This window comes from Kitasatospora sp. NEAU-CNBT7 (assembly GCF_057220535.1).
In genome coordinates, this window is sequence record NZ_JBXQQB010000001.1 from 41385 (window position 1) to 60865 (window position 19481).

The window sequence follows — 19481 nt, forward strand, 5'->3', positions numbered from 1 at the left end:
GCTCCGACGCATCCTTGAGCATCGAAACGGACAAAAAGTAAAAGCTTCGCGATTTCGGGTTCCCCTTTCACCCAAAGCGCGATACAAAGGACGTAACGGCCCGCGAGACCCGGTCAGGACCCTACGGGGTCGCTCCGACAACGCAGTTCAGGCCCACGGACCGAGTACGGATGACTGAGCACCCACATGCAGCCGACCCGCTGTCGGGCCGCCGCACCAGGTGAACGGGCAGGATCCCCGCCTGATGGGCACTTTCCGGTGCATGCTTGGTAACCCGGCATCCGTGCCAGCGGCGGCACCAGGCAGGATCAGGTGCCGCCGCAACCATGTTCGGACCGGAACGCACGCCGCGAGCCGCCCCGCGAGGGGCGGCCGCCGGCTCAGACCATGCCGCGCTGCATCGCCTCGCAGACCGCCGTACTCTCCCGGACGCCGAGCCTGAGCGCCGCACCGCAGTGCGTGATCCAGCGGGCCACCCCTTCCGGTGTCCCGCCCAGGTAGCCGAGCAGGGCGGTGCGGTAGGCCTCGGTGCCGAGTTCCGCGAATCCCACCTCGGCCGGGCAGATCGCCTTGGGGTCCAGCCCCTCGGTGATCAGGACGATCCGCTGCGCGGCCCGCGCGATGACCCCGTTGTGCTCGCCGAACGGCCGCAGCGCCAGCAGCTCACCGTGCACGACGGCCGACACGACCAGCGCCGGCGTCCCGCTCGCGGCGCCCTCCGCCCGGGCCGCCAGTAGCTGGGACAGCTGGTCCAGTCGCGCCGCCGCCTCCTCGGGCGACGGCGCGGGCGGCAGGTCGCCACCCCGTTCCACCGCCTCGGCCGGATGGTCGCCATCGCCGGACACGCCTTCGGCGGCCGGGATCTCCACCGGGAACAGCACGCCCGCCGACTCCCCCGCGCGGCGCGGCCGGCCCGCCGACGGGTCTGCGTCCCCGACGGCCAGCAGGTGCAGCCTGGCCAGCACCTGGAGCGGGGAGTGCCGCCAGGTGCCGAGCAGCTGACCCGCCTCGGCGGAGATGCGCAGCGCGCCGCCGACCGTCCGGGCCTGCGGGTCGGCACTGAAGTCGCTGCGCCGGCGGACCTCCTCCAGGGGCCAGTCGGCCCCGTCGAGGGCCGCCGAAGCCCGCGCACCGCGGAGCGCCGCCTCCGAGGTCACCTCCTGGGCGCGCCTGCGCATCACCCGGTGGCCGTAGAGGCGGTCCACCGCCTTGCGCACCTCGGCCACGGCTTCGGGCACCCCGGGGAGATCGGCCAGCGGGGCGAGGGGATCAGTTCCAGTGCTCACCTACCCGAGGGTAATGACCCCCCGGTCGACTCCTGTACAGCAACCCCGGCGTCACCCGTTCGAGGCAATCCGACTTTCCCGCATGTATCGCACCCCAAACCGCCGCTAGCATGCCACTATCGGTGACGATAACGATTTCCAACAGCCTTCCAGCCTGCCGCTCGCAGCCGCAGCCCGCTGGAGCGAGAGCCGGAGACCCAGATGAAGATCGCCTTCGTCGGCAAGGGCGGCAGCGGGAAGACCACGCTGTCCGCACTGTTCATCCGCCACCTGGCCGCCGCGGGCCGCCCGGTGATCGCCGTCGACGCGGACATCAACCAACATCTCGGCTCGGCGCTCGGACTGACGGACGACCAGGCAGCCGAGCTCCCGTCGCTCGGCGCCCACCTCCCGCAGATCAAGGAGTACCTGCGCGGCAGCAACCCGCTGATCGGCTCGGCCGATGAGATGATCAAAACCACGCCGCCCGGCCGCGGTTCACGGCTGCTGCGGATCGTCGAGGAGAACCCGGTCTACGCGTCGTGCGCGCGGCCGGTCGCGCTCGACGAGGGTTCGGTCCGGCTGCTGGCCACCGGCGCCTTCACCGAGGAGGACCTCGGCGTGGCCTGCTACCACTCGAAGGTCGGCGCGGTCGAGCTCCTGCTCAACCACCTGGTCGACGGTCAGGACGAGTACGTGGTGACGGACATGACCGCCGGGTCGGACTCCTTCGCCTCAGGCCTGTTCACCCGGTTCGACCTGACCTTCCTGGTGGCCGAGCCGACCCGCAAGGGCATCTCCGTCTACCGCCAGTACAAGGAGTACGCGCAGGACTTCGGCGTCCGGCTGCGCGTGGTCGGGAACAAGGTGCAGCACCCGGACGACCTGGCGTACCTGCGGCGCGAGGTCGGCGACGACCTGCTCACCTCGTTCGGGCAGTCCGACTGGGTCCGCCGCCTGGAGCGCGGCGAGGCGCCGGCGCTGCAGAGCCTGGAGCCCTCCAACCGCGCGGTCCTGGAACGGCTGCGGACCGAGGCGGACGCCACCCACGAGCGGCGCGATCCCGCGCGGTACACCGCCCAGGCCGTCCACTTCCACCTCCGCAACGCGGAGAGCTGGGGCAACGCGAAGGTCGGCATCGATCTCGCAACCCAGGTGGACGAGGGATTCGTGCTCTCGGCCGACGGAGCCGACGCCGCCGCGTCAGCCCGCGTCTGACGCCGGATCCCCTGCGGACGACGGCCGGTGGCGACCCCGGGGGCGGGGTGCCACCGGCCGTTGCCGACCCGGGAGTTCCCGGCCGGTTCGCGCACCACTCATAGGAGTGAAAGCCGGAGACCGACCTTCCGTTCGACTGTACGCTGTGCAAAGGTTTCATTACTCTCAGTTTACCGACTCTTGATGGTCGCGGGCCGCCGCGGAGACTCGCACCGCTGCTGCGCCCAAGCCATCCCGCCGTACCGTCGCGACCCACGACAGCCACTCCGACCCCGAGCTCCACCGCCGGACCTGACTGCGTTCGTTTCCCCGGACAGACGGGAAGACCATGACCCTCGACCTCTCCAGCGCCCCCACCCCCTCGGACACGACCGACCACGCACCGCCGCCGGCACCGACCGGGCCTCCCCCGCCCGGAGCGCGCCGCGCACAGCTGATGCGCGATGTACCCGCCTCCCTCGCGGTCTTCCTGATCGCCGTCCCGTTCTCCCTCGGCATCGCGCTGGCCACGGGCGCTCCGCTCACCGCGGGCCTGGTGTCCGCCGCCGTCGGCGGGCTCGTCGTCGGCCTGCTGGGCGGCACCCCGCTCCAGGTGAGCGGCCCCTCCGCGGCACTGACGGTGGTCACCGCCGGACTGCTCGCCCAGTACGGCTGGCAGATCGCCTGCGCCGTGACCGTCGCCGCCGGGCTGCTCCAGCTGCTGCTCGGTTCACTGCGGGTCGCCCGTGCGGCCCTCGCGGTCTCCCCGGCCATCGTGCACGGCATGCTCGCCGGGGTCGGCCTCACCATCGCCCTCGCCCAGCTGCACGTCGTCCTCGGCGGTTCACCGCAGAGCTCCGCGGCCGCCAACCTGGTGGCGCTGCCGGCCCAGCTGGCCGGCCCGCACCTGCCCGCCCTCGCGGTCGGTCTGGTCTCGATCGCCGTGCTCTTCGGGTGGCCCCGGCTCGACCGGCTTCCCGGGCGGGCCGGCGAGCTCGGCAGACGCCTGACCAAGATCCCCGCCGCGCTGGCCTCCGTCGCCGCGGCCACCGCGCTCGCCGTCCTCGCGGGCCTGCGGCTGGCCCGGGTCGAGCTGCCCGCGTGGGACCACCACGTACTCGCCTCGATGCCACCCGCATCGCTGCTGGCCCAGCAGTGGCCCGCCCTGGTCGCCGCGGTCCTGACGGTCACCGCGGTGGCGAGTGTCGAATCGCTGCTCTCCGCCGTCGCGGTGGACCGGATGTCGCACAGCAGCAGCGACCTCGACCGCGAGCTGCGCGGCCAGGGCGCGGCCAACCTGCTCTCCGGCCTGCTCGGCGGTCTGCCGGTGGCTGGCGGAGCCGTGCGCAGCACGGCCAACATCCAGGCCGGGGCGGCCACCAGGATGTCCACCGTCCTGCACGGCTGCTGGGTACTGGTCGCCGCGGCGGCGCTGACCGGCGGGCTCCGGCACATCCCGCTCGCGGCGCTGGCCGCGCTGGTGCTGGTGGTCGGCGTGCAGATGGTCAGCTTCGCGCACATCCGCCGGGTGCACCGGCACCGCGAGTTCCCGGTCTATCTGGCGACGGTGCTCGGCGTGGTCCTGCTGGGGGTGCCCCTCGGCGTCACCATCGGCGGTGCGGTCGCCGCCCTGCTCGCCCTGTACCGGCTGACCCGGGCACACGTCGACGTGGTGGCCGAGGGGGACGGATCGTACGCAGTCCGCACGCACGGCCCGCTGACGTTCGCCGCCGTGCCCAAGCTGAGCCGGGCGCTGGCGCGGATCCCGGTCGGGTCCTCGGTCACGGTCTGCCACGACGGCTCCTTCCTCGACCACGCCGCCTACGAAGCGCTCCACGTCTGGCGGGCGAGCCACCAGGCCACCGGCGGCCGGGTCGCGATACTGACGAAACGCCAGGAGAGCGAGGCCCTCGATCCCGACGGCACCCTGCGCTCCGGAAGCTCGACCGGTCCGCACCGCTGCCGGGCGTGGACGCCCTGGGTCGGTCACCACTGCATCGAGCAGGGCTCCGACGATCCGCACGGCCGGCTGCTCGACGGGGTGCGCGGGTTCCAGCAGCACACCGCCCCCCTGGTCCGCAAGGAACTGGCGCGGCTGGCGCGGGACGGCCAGACGCCGTCGCAGCTCTTCCTGACCTGCGCCGACTCCCGAATGGTGACCAGCATGATCACCAACAGCGGCCCGGGCGACCTGTTCACGGTCCGCAATGTCGGCAATCTGGTACCGGCGCCCCACGAGCCGGGCGCGGCGGACGATTCCGTGGCGGCCGCGGTCCAGTACGCCGTGGAGGTCCTGGAGGTCGGGTCCATCACGGTGTGCGGGCACTCCGGCTGCGGGGCGATGAAGGCGCTGCTGGACGGCGTCCACGAGCAGCCTGGACCTCCCACGGCGCTGACCCGGTGGCTGCGCAACGGGCGCGGTTCGCTGGCCCGGCTGCGCCGGGTCCCGGCCGAGTTCGAAGGACGCCCGGTCGTGGACACGGTCGAGCAGCTCTGCATCACCAACGTGGTGCAGCAGCTCGATCAGCTGCTCGCCAATCCGGCGGTCGAGCGTCGAGTGGCCTCGGGGGCATTGCGCCTGGTCGGGATGTACTTCGACTTCGCCACCGCCCAGGCCTACGTCCTGGATCAGGACAGCGGCCGGTTCGTCCCGGTCTCCGCCGGCCCGGCCGGGCTGCCCGAGGGGCAGGACGGTCCGGACGGCCGGGCGGAGCAGCAGCTCGCCGCATAGGTGCCGGCGCCACCCCCTGTACGCCAGGGGGGTGCGGCGCTGCCGGCCGGACCACGACGGCCCGGTCGGCAGCGCGGGACGGATGCAACAACGGACTCAACATCCGGGCGAAGAGACAGCCGGTGGCATCCGCGGCCGGCAGTAGCGGCTTCCGGCAGCCCGACCGGCTGCCGGAGGCACCGACCGGAAGGCCATCGCCGGGTACTGCTTCCACCCGGTGGCAGCAGCACCCGGTTCCGGGGACGGTCAGGAGGTTTGGCCCAGCAGGCGGTTGACGAGATCGGCGGGGGTGACGTAACCCGGCCACCGCCCATCGGCGAACAGCCGGACCCCGGCGTCCTGGTAGCACTGGTCGACCAGTTGCGAACAGATCATGTGCTTGGTCGACGCCACATAGCCCTTCACCAGTGGGCTGATGGGCAGGTGGAAGCGGTGGGCCGCAAGCGCCGCATAGTCGGCGAAGCTGTACGGGACACCCAGGTAGCCGCGTGCGGCGGTGACGATCGCCGTCCGTTGGTCGTCGGTCAACGGAACGATGCCGGTCGACCATAGGATCGGATGGTCCTGGTAGGCGCTGAGCGGCAGCAGCTGAGCACCTCCGGGCTGGGCCTCGACCAGTTGGTCGTCGTCGACGAGGACGAAGGCGTGCTCGAAGTCGGCGAACCCGTCGCCGTTCAGCCACTGGCCGACCCGGATGAGGCGGCCGACGCCGCCGTTCATCCGGACCGCCGCGAAGTCGCCGGGGCGGGGCAAAAGGGGAAGGAGGGGAAAGATGGCAGGTGTTTCGGGCATGGCTCGACCCCCGAAGGAAGAAGGGAGGGCTGAGACGCGGGCCGGCTCGGAAGCGGTGGGCCCGCCGTGCTCCACGAGGTCCTGACCACCTCTGGAACTGCTACTGGCACGACTACCAGTGAGGTACCCGGAAATGCACTCTCCAAGGCCTTCATCCGACTGATCGTCAGATCGGTGTGCCACAGGGCCTCCTGGCGTCCCGCACCGTCGCACACCTGCCCCTCCCCGCCCGCCCGGGGCCGGCCGAGCTCCGGCGCGGCAGATCTTACGGAAAAAGGTCTACACCAATTCTCGGAATCTCCTCTTGTCAACAGACCCGTTCGCCTGGTGAGCTGTGCGCTGGGACACAAGGGACAATCCCTCCGCAGGGATGCCCTGAAGAAGAGAACTCGATGAGGAGTACGCGTTGAGCAACGAGAGTCTGGCGAACCTGCTCAAGGAGGACCGCCGCTTCGCGCCGCCGGCGGAGCTCGCCGCGGCCGCGAACGTGACCGCCGCCGCGTACGCGCAGGCCTCCGAGGACCGGCTCGGGTTCTGGGCCGAGCAGGCCCGCCGGCTCGACTGGGCCGTCGAGCCGACCGAGACCCTGGACTGGTCGAACCCGCCGTTCGCGAAGTGGTTCGCCGACGGCAAGCTCAACGTCGCGTACAACTGCGTCGACCGCCACGTCGAGGCCGGCCACGGCGACCGGGTGGCGATCCACTTCGAGGGCGAGCCGGGCGACTCCCGCACCCTCACCTACGCCCAGCTCAAGGACGAGGTCTCCCGCGCCGCCAACGCGCTGCTCCACCTCGGCGTCACCGCCGGCGACCGCGTCGCCGTCTACCTCCCGATGATCCCCGAAGCCGTCATCGCGATGCTCGCCTGCGCCCGCATCGGCGCCACCCACTCCGTCGTGTTCGGCGGCTTCTCCGCCGACGCCGTCGCCTCCCGGATCCAGGACGCCGACGCCAAGCTCGTCATCACCGCCGACGGCGGCTTCCGCCGCGGCAAGCCCAGCGCGCTCAAGCCCGCCATCGACGAGGCCCTGACCAAGGTCGACGGCGTCGAGCACGTCCTGGTGGTGCGCCGCACCGGCCAGGACACCCCCTTCACCGAGGGCCGCGACGTGTGGTGGCACGACCTCGTCGACAGCCGGAGCAGCGAGCACAGCCCCGAGCCGTTCGACGCCGAGCACCCGCTGTTCATCCTCTACACCTCCGGCACCACCGGAAAGCCCAAGGGCATCCTGCACACCTCCGGCGGCTACCTCACCCAGGCCGCCTACACCCACCACGCCGTCTTCGACCTCAAGCCCGAGACGGACGTCTACTGGTGCACCGCCGACATCGGCTGGGTCACGGGCCACTCGTACATCGTCTACGGCCCGCTCGCCAACGGCGCCACCCAGGTCATCTACGAGGGCACCCCCGACACCCCGCACCAGGGCCGCTTCTGGGAGATCGTCCAGAAGTACGGCGTCAGCATCCTCTACACCGCGCCCACCGCGATCCGCACCTTCATGAAGTGGGGCGACGACATCCCCGCCAAGTTCGACCTGTCGTCGCTGCGGGTGCTGGGCAGCGTCGGCGAGCCGATCAACCCCGAGGCATGGGTCTGGTACCGCGAGCACATCGGCGCCGGCAAGACCCCGATCGTCGACACCTGGTGGCAGACCGAGACCGGCGCCATGATGATCAGCCCGCTGCCCGGCGTCACCCACACCAAGCCCGGCTCCGCCCAGCGCGCCCTGCCCGGCATCAGCGCCACCGTCGTCGACGACGAGGCCAACGAGGTCCCCAACGGCTCCGGCGGCTACCTCGTCCTCACCGAGCCGTGGCCCTCCATGCTGCGCACCATCTGGGGCGACGACCAGCGCTACATCGACACCTACTGGTCCCGCTTCGCCGGCCGCTACTTCGCCGGCGACGGTGCGAAGAAGGACGAGGACGGCGACATCTGGCTGCTCGGCCGGGTCGACGACGTCATGCTGGTCTCGGGCCACAACATCTCCACCACCGAGGTGGAGTCCGCGCTGGTCGGCCACCCGGCCGTCGCGGAGTCCGCGGTCGTCGGCGCCACCGACGCCACCACCGGCCAGGCCATCGTCGCCTTCGTCATCCTGCGCTCCACCGCCACCGACAGCCCCGAGCTCATCGCCGACCTGCGTGACCACGTCGGCCGCACCCTGGGGCCGATCGCCAAGCCCAAGCAGATCAAGGTCGTCAGCGAGCTGCCGAAGACCCGCTCCGGCAAGATCATGCGCCGTCTGCTCCGCGACATCGCCGAGGGCCGCGAGGTGGGCGACACCACCACGCTAGCCGACTCCTCGGTGATGAACCTGATCCAGGCTCAGCTGCCTGCGGGTGGCGACAGCGACAGCTGATCCGGTCCTGCCCGGTCCCGATCAACGGTGTGGCCCGCTCCGAGCCCCGGAGCGGGCCACCCGCGCCTCCGCACGGTCCGTCCCCCACTGCCCCTGTCCCCGCCCGGTCCGCCGAGCACCGCGCCCGACAGGCCGATGGGGCCGATGGGGCCGATGGGCCGACCGAGCCAGCGGGCCGACGCCGGCCAGCCCGGTCAACCCGGCCGGGCGCGGTCAGGCCGGTCAGCGCCGCTCGTCGGCCAGCCCCAGGAGTGCCTGGTACGCCGCCTGGCCGAACTTCCGTCGCGACGAGGGGTGGGTGTTCGCCATCGCCACCAGCCCCACCTGTGCCGTCCGGTCGAAGCCCGCGAAGGTGGAGCAGGTGCGGGTCGAGCCCGCGCTGTAGAACAGTTCGCCCTCGGCGAGCTGCCGCTGATCCCAGGTCAGGCAGATCCGGGACCCGGCGCGGCGGCGGGCCACCCGGGGCAGGCAGACGTCTGTCAGGGCAGCCCGCAGGCTGGTCGCGGCGCCGCCGCGTTCGGGGATGGGGACGACCTCGACCGCCAGGTGCGCCTGGAGGTACCGGAGCATGTCGTCCGCGGTGGAGCGCAGCGCGGCCGCGCCCGGCAGTGCGGGGATGCGGAAGGAGGGCAGGTTGCGTCCGCGCCGGTAGCTGGTGACCTCCTCCCCTCCGGTTCCGCAGGAGGTGTCGATCAGGCCGAGCGGGCCGCAGATCCGGCTGCGGAGCAGTTCCTGGTAGCGCTGCCCGGCGGCGTTCGCCAGCACCAGGCCGAGCAGTCCGGTGCCGAGGTTGGAGTACCGCACCTGGGCGCCGGGGGTGCCGCGGACGGGCGTTCGGGGCAGCGCGCGCAGCAGGTGCGCCGCGTTGAAGGTGGCGTACGGGTCGGTGAACCAGCGCGGTACGGCCGCGGGCGCCAACCCGCCCGGCAGTCTCGGCAGGCCGGAGGTGTGGGTGGCGAGGTGGATCAGGGTGATCGGCCGCTCGTGCGGGTACCCGGGAACGGAGTCGGCCGGCAGGTAGCGGTCGATCGGGTCGTCGTAGCGCACTTCGCCGCGGGCGACCATGTCGGCGAGCAGCAGCGCGGTGAAGGTCTTGGTGACCGATCCGAGCTCGAACCGGGTGTCCGCGCGGACCGGGCGTTCGGCTGCCCGGTCGGCGTAGCCCCGGCAGGACACCGTGCGTTCGTCGCCTCTGATCACGGCAAGGGCGATGCCGCCGCTCGGGGAGACCGCGGCGAGCAGGGGGCGCAGGCGGCGGACGAGGTCGGGGGCGAGTTCGTCGGCGGGTCCGGGTGCGACGGCGCTCGCCCCCGCGGGGGCCGGGACGGTCCGGGCCGGCTGGGGTAACAGGGGCGGGGCGCTCTGGGCGTCATTGCCGCCCGTCCAGCCCTCGCCCTCCGTCCGTATCGGCTCGGTCTCCTGGCTGGGCATGGGGTTCCTCCGTGCGGAAGCTGGCCGCCCGTGGTCGGACAGCGGATGTCCCCGACGCTAGGGACCGGCACCGGGTCCTGCATCCGGCCGAGTCCGTTCGGGTGGAAGGCCGGTCCGCAGCCGAAGGTTCATCCGGTCCGGCCAAAGACCCGGCCCACGCCACCCGACCCGGGGCGGGCTCGGCACCCACAAGCGGCGCCGCACGAGGGTCGGCATAAAATAGGACGAATCGGATAGCACTACGACCAGCCCCGTAGACTGTCAACAAAACATCAAAGGTCTCTGAGGCGCGCCGGGAAGTCTGGTCGGCACTGCACCACCGGTGTATCCATCCGCCGCCTTCAGGAGGTCCTCCCCCGTGGCCACGCCGTCGCCACCGCAGCCCACACCGCCGCCCTCGTCCGGGACCGGCGGGCGCCGCCAGTTCCTCGGCCTGCTGCCGTTGCCCGAGCGGCGGTTCATCACCGCCGCACTCCGCACCGAGACCGTCGGCGGCATCCTCCTCCTGGCCGCCGCGGTGGTCGCACTCATCTGGGCGAACGTGTGGCCGCACGCGTACGAGACGGTGTCGGACTACACCATCGGGCCCTCGACGCCGCTGCACCTGGACCTCAGCCTGGAGACCTGGGCCAACGACGGGCTGCTGACCATCTTCTTCTTCGTCGCCGGGATCGAACTCAAGCGCGAGTTCGTGGCCGGTGAGCTGCGCAGCCCGAGCGCCGCCGCGCTGCCGGTGGTGGCGGCACTGTGCGGTGTGGCGCTGCCGGCGATCGTCTACGCGGTGGCCAACAGCGGGCCCGGCGGGCACCCGGCAGGCTGGGCGATCCCGACCGCCACCGACATCGCCTTCGCGCTCGGGGTGCTGGCCGTGGTGAGCAGTCACCTGCCCTCCGCCCTGCGGGCGTTCCTGCTCACGCTGGCGGTGGTGGACGACCTGATCGCCATCCTGATCATCGCCGTGTTCTACAGCTCGGGGATCAAGTTCTGGGCGCTCGGGCTGTCGCTGGCGGGTCTGGTGCTGTTCTGGTTCCTGCACCGGCGCGGGGTGCACGGCTGGTACCTGTTCGTGCCGCTGGCGCTGGTGATCTGGGCGCTGATGCACGAGAGCGGTGTGCACGCGACGGTCTCGGGCGTGGCGATGGGGCTGATCCTGCGCTGCCACACCGAGGGGGACGAGAATGAGTCCCCCGGCGAGCACATCGAGCATCTGGTCCGGCCGCTCTCGGCCGGGTTCGCGGTGCCGGTGTTCGCGCTGTTCGCGGCCGGTGTGGTGGTCTCCGGGCCGACGCTGCGCGAGGTGTTCACGCAGGCGGCGCCGCTCGGCATCGTGCTGGGGCTGCTGGTCGGCAAGACCATCGGCATCTTCGGCGGCACCTGGCTGGCCGCCCGGTTCACCCGGGCCGAGCTGAATCCGCAGCTGAAGTGGGCCGACATGTTCGCGGTGGCGACCCTGGCCGGCATCGGCTTCACGGTGTCCCTGCTGATCAGCGAGCTGGCCTTCCCTGACGACCCGGCACTCGCGGACCGTTCCAAGACGGCCGTCCTGGTCGGCTCGCTGCTCTGCGCGGTGACCGCGACCGTGCTGCTCAAGCTGCGCAACCGGCACTACCGGCAGCTGTTCGAGGACGAGAACCGCGACTCCGACGGGGACGGGATCCCCGATGTCTACCAGCAGACGGGCTGACGCCGGTTCACCCGCCAGGGCCCGGACGGGAGGCTTCGGCCGGGCGCGGGAGGCTCCGAACCGGGGCGGGAGGCTCCGGCCGGGAGCGGGCAGCTGCCGCCGGAGCGACGCGCCGTTCCCCCCTGAGCGGCCCCGGAGTGGTGCCTGACTGACCGGTAGAGGCATGATGCTGAGCTGTCGATCGAGTGAGTAGCCGCGCAAAGGAGAACCGCTGATGGCCGCAGGAGCCGCAGACCCAGGCAACGGCCGGGCCCCCTACGACGGTGAGCGTTCGGTCGGGCAGCTGTTCGCCGCGGCCACCGCCGATCTGTCCGCCTTGGTGCACGACGAGATCGCGCTCGCGAAGGCGGAGATCCGGGCGGACGTCAAGCGCGGGGTCACCGGCGGTGTCTCGATCTCGGTGGCGGGCGTGGTGGCACTGGCCGCCATCCCGATGCTGAGTTTCGCCGCCGCGTACGGGCTGCAGGCGCTCGGGCTGACGCTGGGCTGGTCCTTCCTGATCGTCGGCGGGGCGTACCTGGTGCTGGCCGCGCTGCTCGGGCTGCTGGCGATGCGCTCGTTCAAGAAGATCGAGAAGCCGCACCGCACCATCGAGGGTGCGCAGGCCACGGCGGACGTGCTGAAGAACGCCCGGCCGCGGCCCGCCACCAAGGAGGAGATCGACCGGGCGCTGGGCCGGATCCCGTAGCAGCCCGCATCCCGTAGCAGCCCGGGCGGGCGGCGGGGGAACCGCCGGGCGGACGGCGGGAGACCGCCGGGCAGCCGGGCGGAGGACGTCGGGAAGAGTGCCGGGGACGTGTCCGTGGCGCGGGTATGACAGGCTCTCCGTATGCCGCTGGACCAGAAGCCCGTTCCCACGCCGCCGCCCGTCACTCCCCGGCCCGCCGAGGCCGGGTGGGACGTCCGCTCGGCCGGACCGTGGATCCACCGAGATCTGGCCGCGAACGGCGCCCGCTTCCACATCGCCGAGATCGGCGAGGGGCCGCTGGTGCTGCTGGTGCACGGCTGGCCGCAGTACTGGTGGGCCTGGCGGCACCAACTGACCGCGCTGGCCGAGGCCGGCTACCGGGCGGTGGCGCTCGACCTCCGCGGCATGGGTGGCAGCGACCGCACCCCGCGCGGCTACGACCCGGCCAACCTGGCGCTGGACATCACCGGGGTGATCCGCTCGCTCGGTGAGCGGCGGGCGCACCTGGTCGGCCACGCCACCGGCGGCACGCTGGCCTGGGTCGCCGCCGTGATGCGCCCGTCCGTGATCAGGAGTCTGACCGCGGTCTCCGCCGCGCACCCCCGCCATCTGCGCCGGGCGCTGCTGACGGACCGTCGGCAGATCGCCGCCTTCGAGCACGTGCTGGGCTTCCAGCGCCCGTGGATCCCGGAACGGCAGCTGGTCGCGGACGACGGCGCCCTGGTGGCCCGGTACCTGGACGCCTGGACCGGGCCGAGCCAGCTGGACCGGGAGGCCGTGACGGCCTACCGGAAGGCGATCCAGATCCCCAGCACCGCGCACTGCTCGATCGAGCCGTACCGCTGGCTGATGCGCTCGATGGCCCGCCCGGACGGCATCCAGTTCGCCCGCCGGATGAAGAAGCCGATCACCGCGCCCACCCTGCACATCCAGGGCGCAGCGGACCCGGTGCTGCTGGCCCAGACCGCGATCGGGGCGGGCGAGTACGTCGAGGCGCCGTACCGCTGGCGGCTGCTGCCCGGGGTCGGGCACTTCCCGCACGAGGAGGTGCCGGAGGAGTTCACCGCGGAGCTCGTCAACTGGCTGGGGCAGCACAAGGACTGAGGCCCGAACCGGAGGTCCGGAATCGGGTCCGGAATCGGGCGCGGAGTCGGGTCCGGAGTCGGGTCCGGGGTGGTCCGACGCCAAGCTGACGCAGATTCATATGACAATCGCACATGACAGATGCCCGGTTGGATGCGATTACTCCGCTCGGCCCAGGGGCATTCATCAGGTATGACCTGGATGCCCGATCGCGAGCCCGCCGCGCGCCGTCACCGGACCGGCAGCAGCTCGCAGAGCCAGTCCGACCGGTCCCCCCAGCGCGGCGAGCGGGAGCACGCGCCCGAGTGGCCCTACGACGGCGCCGGCCGGCCCCCGCGGGCCGGGGCGCACCGGATGGGCATCCCGCGCATCCTGGGGCGCCGCGCCCGCTGGGTGGGCGCCCGGCTGCGCCGCGAGGCCTGACCCCGCCGCCACCGCCCGGCCGGCGGGCCCGTCAGTGGCCCGGCCGGCCGAGCACGGTCGGGGAGAGCGCCGTGTACCAGAGCAGCACGAAGGTGGCGGCCGTCATCACCGGGACCAGCACCTTGGTCTCGACGCCGTTGCCGGTGCGCTTGATCAGGACCAGTTCGTAGCGTTCCCGGTGCGGCCACAGCAGCGGAGCCCCCTGCTTGGTCAGGCAGTCCCCGAGCAGGTGTGCCAGGGTCCCCAGCGCCACCGCGTACGGCAGCCAGCCCGGTGCGCTCGGCATCCACCGGTCGAGGGCGGCCGTCCCGAGGGCGGCCAGGCCCATGGTGGTGATCCACGCCGTCGGGCCGTCGCCGGGCGGGTGCAGCCGTAGCGCCCGGATCGCCAGGGCCAGCAGGACGAAGGTCAGGCCGAGGGTGAAGTTCCGGCCCAGGTAGGTGATCCCCGCCCAGGCGCCGGCGCCCGTCAGCGCGACGAACAGCAGCGAGTGGGTGGCGTGCCGGTGCCCGCCCGAGAGCCACCCCACCAGGCGGCACAGCAGCCGGGAGACCGGTCCCAGGAAGTGGGCGATGGTGCCGTCGTGGTGGTCCAGGTCGGGCAGCAGCGCCGCGCCCGCGCAGAGCACGGTGCCCATCAGGATGTCGGCCGGCCGCAGCTCGGTGCCGAGCAGCAGCGGCGGCAGGAACGGCGCCGAGGCCGCGTAGAGCAGGGCGCCGCTGATCGCGTGCGAGTGACCCATCATGTCGGTTCTCCGCCCTCCCGCCAGACCACCCGGTCCGCGCCGTCGACACCCCGGTGGCGCGGCGGGGTGCGCGGGACGGGTGAGCGCGGGGTGACGCTACCAGCCCGGGCCCGGTCCGCCGGGTCCCTCAGAGCGCGCAACCCTCGGTGTCCACCCTGGCCGTCGCGGTGGCACCCGCCACCGCGTCGTCCCGGACCTCGGCCGCGGTGAGCACGTACCCCGTGTCGGAGCTGTCCAACGACTTGGCGAAGACCACCCCGTACACCTGGCCGTCCGGGGTGAGCAGCGGGCCGCCGCTGTTGCCCTGGCGGACCAGCGAGCGGATCGAGTACACGTCGCGGACCACCTGGCCGCGGTGGTAGATGTCCGGTCCGTTGGCCTGGATCCGGCCGCGGATCCTGGCCGGCTGGACGTTGAAGGCGCCGTTCTCCGGGAAGCCGGCCACGATGGCGCTGTCGTTGGTCCTGGCCTCGCCGGCGAAGGTGAGCGCGGGGGCGTTCAGCTTCGGGACGTCGAGGACGGCGATGTCGCGCTGCCAGTCGTAGCGGACCACGGTGGCGTCGTAGAGCTGGCCGGCGCCGCCGATCTGCACGGTCGGCTCCTCGACCCCGCCGACCACGTGGGCGTTGGTCATCACCCGGTGCGGGGCGAACACGAAGCCGCTGCCCTCCAGGGTCTTGCCGCAGGCCGTGGCCGTGCCGACCACCTTGACCAGGCTCGGCCGGGCCCGCTGGACGGCGGCGCTGCCGGCCAGCGCCGGGTCGGGGGCCTCCACCTCGGTGATCGGCTCGTGCTCGAAGGGGTTGAAGACCTGGGGGAAGCCGCTGCGGGCCAGTTCCTTGCTGAAGTCGGAGAACCAGTTCGGTGCGTCGTCGGGCAGCACGTCCTGGACCCCGCCCAGCACCGCCGAGGTGCGGACCTGCTTGGAGACGGTCGGCAGTGAGGTCCCCGCCAGCGCGGAGCCGATCAGCCAGGCCACCAGCAGCATCGAGATCACGTTGACCACCGAGCCGCCGATCGCGTCCAGGGTCCGGGCCCGCCGTCTGCCGATGTGGCCGCGCAGCTTCCAGCCGAAATGCGTGGTGACGGCCTGCCCGATCGCCGCCAGCACGATCACCACCACCACCGCGACCACCGAGGCGGTGGTGCCCGGCCCGATGTGCCTCAGCAGCAGGGGCAGCAGCTGCACCGCGATCAGGCCGCCGCCGAGGAAGCCCAGCACGGAGAGCACGCCGACCACGAAGCCCTGCCGGTAGCCGGACACGGCGAAGCCCGCGGCGGCGGCGATCAGCAGCAGATCCAGGACGTTCACCCGGATACCCTCCCATGTCCCCGGCGGCTGGTGGGCACAGTCCTGCCCGGTCCTTCCCGGTCGCTCACTCGGTCCACCCGACGGGCACGGTGCGTGGCGCACTGGAAACGTCTGATCGGAACACCTTCACAACCAGCGCGGACGACCGGCCCGGGAGGCAGGAATGTGGGATGCCAGTACCGCAGTGGAGGCCGAGTGGCTGCCCCCGCTCGACATCCCCGAACCGGGTCCGCAGAGCCGGATCACCGTGTTCCTGCGTGCACTGCTGGCCATCCCGCAGCTGATCGTGGTCTGGCTGCTGAGCATTGCCGCCTTCGTGGTCGTGGTGATCGGCTGGTTCGGAGCCCTCGCGCTCGGCCGGCTGCCCGACTTCGCGGCGAGCTACCTGGCCTCGTACGTCGCGTACGACACGCGGGTGGAGGGCTACCTGATGCTGCTGGTCGACCGGTACCCGCCGTTCCGGCTCCAGGCGGACGACTACCCCGTGCGGATCGAGGTACGCCCGGGGCTGCTGAACCGGCTGGCGGTGTTCTTCCGCCTGATCCTGATGATCCCGGCCGCCATCGTGCAGAACCTGCTGGTCACCGGGTGGTGGGTGCTGGCGTTCTTCAGCTGGCTGGTGGTGCTGGTGCTGGGGCGGATGCCGCGGCCGCTGTTCGAGGCGACGGCGGCGGTGCTGCGGTACCGGATGCGGTTCTCCGCGTACGTGCTGATGCTCACCCCGGCGTACCCGAAGCGGCTGTTCGGCGACCCGGAGGCGGTGGTCGAGCCGCCGCTGCCGCCGGTGCCGCCCGCCCCCGGCCGGCCGGAAGGGCAGGGCGCCCCGGGCTGGCAGGGCGCGGCGGGGGCCGGTACGGGGGCCACGGCGGCCTCGGGCGGAGCTGCTGGCGCCGGAGTGCCCGGGGCGGCCTGGGGGGCCGGTGCAGCCGGCGTGGCTGGTGGGGCCGGTGGGGCGGGGATGGCGAGTGGGGCGGGTGGGGCCGGGGGGCCGGTCAAGGGTCCGGGGGCGGTGTCGGCGACCCGGCCGCTGCTGATGAGTGGTGGCGGGAAGGCGCTGCTGGTGCTGTTCCTGGTCGCCGGGGTGGCGTCGTCGGTGGTCAGCTCGGTCACCCGGGACTACGACTACGACGATGACAACGACCACGTCTACGGGACCGTGTCGGTCATCCGGCAGGTGCCGAACACGCTCTACGCGCTGACCGGTGACCGGCAGCCGCCCCGCCGTCCGTAGCAGTCCGTAGCAGTCCGTAGCCGCTCCGCCGTCCGGCCGGGAGGTGGGCCCGTCGCCCGGCCGGACGGGTGGGACGGCGGCTTGGCGGCTCAGCCGCGTTCGCCGCTCACGCCGCGCGTGGCGAGGCCGAGTGCGTCGTCGGACAGTGCGATGGTCCGCGAGGTGTCCCACGGCAGCGCCAGGCCGCTGTAGTGCAGCACCCGGTCGATCACCCCGGCCGTGAACCCCCACACCAGGCGTCCGGCCACGTCGAAGACCGGCCCGGTGAAGCCGGAGGGGTGCCGGAGCCGGGCGCGGTTCGCGGGGTCGGTGAGCTCGGCCAGCGGTACCCGGAAGACCGCGCCGGTCTCGGCCAGGTCCACCGGTGCGACCGGGCTCTCCCGACGCCACCAGCCCAGCACCGGCGTCACCACGAAGTTGCTCACCGGGATGAACAGCGACGGCAGGGTCGCGAAGACCTGCACCCCGGACGGGTCGAGCCCGGTCTCCTCGGCCGCCTCCCGCAGCGCGGCCCGCACCGGCCCGGGGCCGTCCGGGTCGCCGTCCTCCGGGTCGAGCGCGCCGCCCGGGAACGAGGGCTGACCGGCGTGCGAGCGCAGCGAACGGGCCCGCTCGATCAGCAGCAGGTCCGGGCCGAGCGGCCCCTCGCCGAACAGCATCAGGACCGCCGACGGCCGCCCGCCCTCCGGCGGCGGCAGGAAGCGGCTCAGCTGCTCCGGCAGTACCCGCTCGGCCGCGGCCCGGACCGGCACCAGCCAGTCCGGCAGTCCGTCCGGATCGATCGCCCCCGTCATGCCACCCCGTCCGTTCCGCCGATTTCGGTGTCCGCCGCGTCGGTATCGGCGTTCGCCGTCGCGGTGCCGGTCCCGGTGCCGGCGGCGGTGCCGGCAGCAGCGGGTGCGGGCCGGCCGGGGTAGTCGGCCGGCGGGCGCAGCCGCTGGCCCGGCTGGCCGCCCAGCTCGTACTTGAGCAGCTTGGCGGCCTTCTCCGGGTCCGTCTCGCCCGTGCCGTACGAGGGGCAGAGCGGGGCGATCGGGCAGGCGCCGCAGGCCGGCTTGCGGGAGTGGCAGACCCGGCGGCCGTGGAAGACCACCCGGTGCGAGAGCATCGTCCACTCCGACTTGGGGAAGATCTCGGCGACCGCCGCCTCGACCTTCTCCGGGTCCTCGTCGGTGGTCCAGCCGAACCGGCGGGCCAGCCGGCCGAAGTGGGTGTCCACGGTGATGCCCGGGACACCGAAGGCGTTGCCGAGCACCACGTTGGCGGTCTTGCGGCCGACACCCGGCAGGGTCACCAGGTCGGCGAGCCGCCCGGGGACCTCGCCGTCGAAGCGGTCCCGCAGCGCCGTCGACAGTCCGATCAGGGACTTGGCCTTGGCGCGGAAGAAGCCGGTCGGCCGGATGATCTCCTCCAGCTTCTCCGGATCCGCCGCCGCCATGTCCTCCGGGGTCGGGTAGGCCGCGAACAGCGCGGGCGTCGTCTGGTTCACCCGCAGGTCCGTGGTCTGCGCGGACAGCACGGTGGCCACCAGCAGCTCGAACGGCGACTCGAAGTCCAGCTCAGGGTGCGCGTACGGATACAGCTCCGCCAGCGCCCGGTTGATCTTCCGGGCCCGCCGCACCATCGCCAGGTGCGACTCCGGCTTCCTGGGCTTCGCAGCCACCTTCACCGCCGGCGCGGCCGTCGCCGCCGCCTTCCGGACCTTGCTCTCTGCCATGCACGAAGGCTACGCCGTAGCGGCGGACGAACGGCGTCGAATCAGGTGGAGCGGCCTCCGTCACCGCACGGGCCACCGGTGGGCCGGTCCGTCCCGTTCCCAGGCCGAGTTGAGTACCTGAACGGATACCGGTTGTCATCGACCTCGCTAACTTCGGTGGTCACATCACCGAGGAGACCCTGATGCCCCGTCGGTCCTGCCCGCCCTCGCGCCAGCACACGAGGCGCCTCTCCGTGGTTGCAGCGGCCCTGTCCCTGCCCGTGCTCCTGGGAGGCTGCACCTCAGGCCCGGATCCGGCCGAGCCGCTCCCCGTCATGGCCAGGACCGCAGCTCAGGAGTGGGCTCAACACATGGCCGAGACCATGGCGCAGACCGCCGGAGTCGCGCTCACGCGCGACAGCATCAACCCCTTCTTCAGCAACTGCGTCGGCAAGAACGACGAGGTCGTCAACGACGGCCGCTACACACTCGCCTACCACGCAACGAGCACTCTCCCGGCGGCGCAGCACCCCGACGCCATCCGCAAGATCCGCACCATGCTGGAGAAGGAGGGCTTCACCATCAAGGGCTACCGTGAGACCTGGCAGGACCGGCCCGACGCCCTCCTGTACGCCGCAAATGACGCGGGCCGCTACTTCATCGACGTCTCGACCGGAGGCGGCGCGGACCGTCTGCTGCTCACCGTGAGCACCCGGTGCCTGATGCCGCCGGCCACCCCGGGTCCGAGCTGACCCGGAACGTCCCCGGCGGGGGGTAAACCCCACCGCTGGGACGCCTGCGGCCACCATGGCCGCGCGGCCCTCCCGATTCCTAGCGT

General features: G+C 72.4%; 15 protein-coding genes and 1 pseudogene. 9 read left to right on the top strand and 7 right to left on the bottom strand.

Features of this window, described 5'->3' with window-relative positions; genetic code table 11:
* Positions 1-380: 380 nt before the first annotated feature.
* The gene (locus AC2TEW_RS00170; protein WP_484621204.1) at positions 381-1286 is read right to left on the bottom strand and encodes a Fic family protein; all 906 of its coding nucleotides are present in this window, start codon (positions 1284-1286) and stop codon (positions 381-383) included.
* Between the two features lie 201 nt (positions 1287-1487).
* Between AC2TEW_RS00170 and AC2TEW_RS00175 the strand changes: the two genes are divergently transcribed.
* Entirely contained in the window at positions 1488-2483 is a 996-nt protein-coding gene (locus AC2TEW_RS00175; RefSeq protein ID WP_484621205.1) for an ATP-binding protein, read from the top strand.
* A gap of 328 nt (positions 2484-2811) precedes the next feature.
* Positions 2812-5193, top strand: a complete 2382-nt coding sequence (locus AC2TEW_RS00180; RefSeq protein ID WP_484621206.1) for a SulP family inorganic anion transporter — start codon at positions 2812-2814, stop codon at positions 5191-5193.
* Between the two features lie 246 nt (positions 5194-5439).
* On the opposite strand, the gene AC2TEW_RS00185 is transcribed toward AC2TEW_RS00180, so the two are convergent.
* A complete protein-coding gene (locus AC2TEW_RS00185) occupies positions 5440-5985 on the bottom strand; it encodes a C40 family peptidase (protein WP_484621207.1) in 546 nt (181 codons plus the stop codon).
* A gap of 406 nt (positions 5986-6391) precedes the next feature.
* On the opposite strand from AC2TEW_RS00185, the gene acs reads away from it, so the two are divergent.
* Positions 6392-8350, top strand: a complete 1959-nt coding sequence (acs, locus tag AC2TEW_RS00190; protein WP_484621208.1) for an acetate--CoA ligase — start codon at positions 6392-6394, stop codon at positions 8348-8350.
* 222 nt (positions 8351-8572) lie between these two features.
* Here acs and AC2TEW_RS00195 read toward each other — a convergent pair whose 3' ends face one another.
* Positions 8573-9781 (bottom strand): serine hydrolase domain-containing protein, encoded by a 1209-nt coding sequence (locus tag AC2TEW_RS00195; RefSeq protein WP_484621209.1) that lies wholly within the window; start codon positions 9779-9781, stop codon positions 8573-8575.
* Between the two features lie 358 nt (positions 9782-10139).
* Here AC2TEW_RS00195 and nhaA point away from each other — a divergent pair, with 358 nt between their 5' ends.
* From nhaA to AC2TEW_RS00215, 4 genes are all read left to right on the top strand, one after another.
* The gene (gene nhaA / locus AC2TEW_RS00200; protein WP_484621210.1) at positions 10140-11465 is read left to right on the top strand and encodes a Na+/H+ antiporter NhaA; all 1326 of its coding nucleotides are present in this window, start codon (positions 10140-10142) and stop codon (positions 11463-11465) included.
* Positions 11466-11679: 214 nt separating this feature from the next.
* Positions 11680-12153 carry a phage holin family protein gene (locus AC2TEW_RS00205; RefSeq protein WP_033822945.1) on the top strand — a complete coding sequence of 158 codons (474 nt, stop codon included), beginning with the start codon at positions 11680-11682 and terminating at the stop codon, positions 12151-12153.
* 141 nt (positions 12154-12294) lie between these two features.
* Positions 12295-13257, top strand: coding sequence for an alpha/beta fold hydrolase (locus AC2TEW_RS00210; RefSeq protein ID WP_484621211.1), 963 nt, complete (start codon positions 12295-12297; stop codon positions 13255-13257).
* Between the two features lie 171 nt (positions 13258-13428).
* A complete protein-coding gene (locus tag AC2TEW_RS00215; RefSeq protein ID WP_484621212.1) occupies positions 13429-13659 on the top strand; it encodes a hypothetical protein in 231 nt (76 codons plus the stop codon).
* Positions 13660-13690: 31 nt separating this feature from the next.
* Here AC2TEW_RS00215 and AC2TEW_RS00220 read toward each other — a convergent pair whose 3' ends face one another.
* Complete coding sequence (locus tag AC2TEW_RS00220) at positions 13691-14404, bottom strand: metal-dependent hydrolase (RefSeq protein WP_484621213.1); 714 nt, start codon at positions 14402-14404, stop codon at positions 13691-13693.
* 127 nt (positions 14405-14531) lie between these two features.
* Entirely contained in the window at positions 14532-15716 is a 1185-nt protein-coding gene (locus AC2TEW_RS00225) for a MarP family serine protease (protein ID WP_484621214.1), read from the bottom strand.
* A gap of 163 nt (positions 15717-15879) precedes the next feature.
* On the opposite strand from AC2TEW_RS00225, the pseudogene AC2TEW_RS00230 reads away from it, so the two are divergent.
* Positions 15880-16488, top strand: a pseudogene (locus tag AC2TEW_RS00230) (DUF4389 domain-containing protein); the annotation flags it as partial.
* Positions 16489-17036: 548 nt separating this feature from the next.
* Here AC2TEW_RS00230 and AC2TEW_RS00235 read toward each other — a convergent pair.
* Entirely contained in the window at positions 17037-17741 is a 705-nt protein-coding gene (locus AC2TEW_RS00235; RefSeq protein ID WP_484621215.1) for an NUDIX hydrolase, read from the bottom strand.
* A complete protein-coding gene (gene nth, locus AC2TEW_RS00240) occupies positions 17738-18664 on the bottom strand; it encodes an endonuclease III (RefSeq protein WP_484621216.1) in 927 nt (308 codons plus the stop codon). The genes AC2TEW_RS00235 and nth overlap by 4 nt, the downstream gene beginning before the upstream one ends.
* Positions 18665-19014: 350 nt before the next feature.
* Here nth and AC2TEW_RS00245 point away from each other — a divergent pair, with 350 nt between their 5' ends.
* Positions 19015-19395 (top strand): hypothetical protein, encoded by a 381-nt coding sequence (locus AC2TEW_RS00245; protein ID WP_484621217.1) that lies wholly within the window; start codon positions 19015-19017, stop codon positions 19393-19395.
* Positions 19396-19481 lie beyond the last annotated feature (86 nt).

Bases quoted from the DNA above. Each gene is read 5' to 3' on its own strand.
- AC2TEW_RS00175 (WP_484621205.1), top strand. From the start codon at position 1,488: ATGAAGATCGCCTTCGTCGGCAAGGGCGGCAGCGGGAAGACCACGCTG.
- AC2TEW_RS00245 (WP_484621217.1), top strand. From the start codon at position 19,015: ATGGCCGAGACCATGGCGCAGACCGCCGGAGTCGCGCTCACGCGCGAC.
- AC2TEW_RS00220 (WP_484621213.1), bottom strand. From the start codon at position 14,404: ATGATGGGTCACTCGCACGCGATCAGCGGCGCCCTGCTCTACGCGGCC.
- AC2TEW_RS00210 (WP_484621211.1), top strand. From the start codon at position 12,295: ATGCCGCTGGACCAGAAGCCCGTTCCCACGCCGCCGCCCGTCACTCCC.
- AC2TEW_RS00235 (WP_484621215.1), bottom strand. From the start codon at position 17,741: ATGACGGGGGCGATCGATCCGGACGGACTGCCGGACTGGCTGGTGCCG.
- AC2TEW_RS00185 (WP_484621207.1), bottom strand. From the start codon at position 5,985: ATGCCCGAAACACCTGCCATCTTTCCCCTCCTTCCCCTTTTGCCCCGC.
- AC2TEW_RS00195 (WP_484621209.1), bottom strand. From the start codon at position 9,781: ATGCCCAGCCAGGAGACCGAGCCGATACGGACGGAGGGCGAGGGCTGG.
- AC2TEW_RS00180 (WP_484621206.1), top strand. From the start codon at position 2,812: ATGACCCTCGACCTCTCCAGCGCCCCCACCCCCTCGGACACGACCGAC.
- nth (WP_484621216.1), bottom strand. From the start codon at position 18,664: ATGGCAGAGAGCAAGGTCCGGAAGGCGGCGGCGACGGCCGCGCCGGCG.
- AC2TEW_RS00205 (WP_033822945.1), top strand. From the start codon at position 11,680: ATGGCCGCAGGAGCCGCAGACCCAGGCAACGGCCGGGCCCCCTACGAC.
- AC2TEW_RS00215 (WP_484621212.1), top strand. From the start codon at position 13,429: ATGACCTGGATGCCCGATCGCGAGCCCGCCGCGCGCCGTCACCGGACC.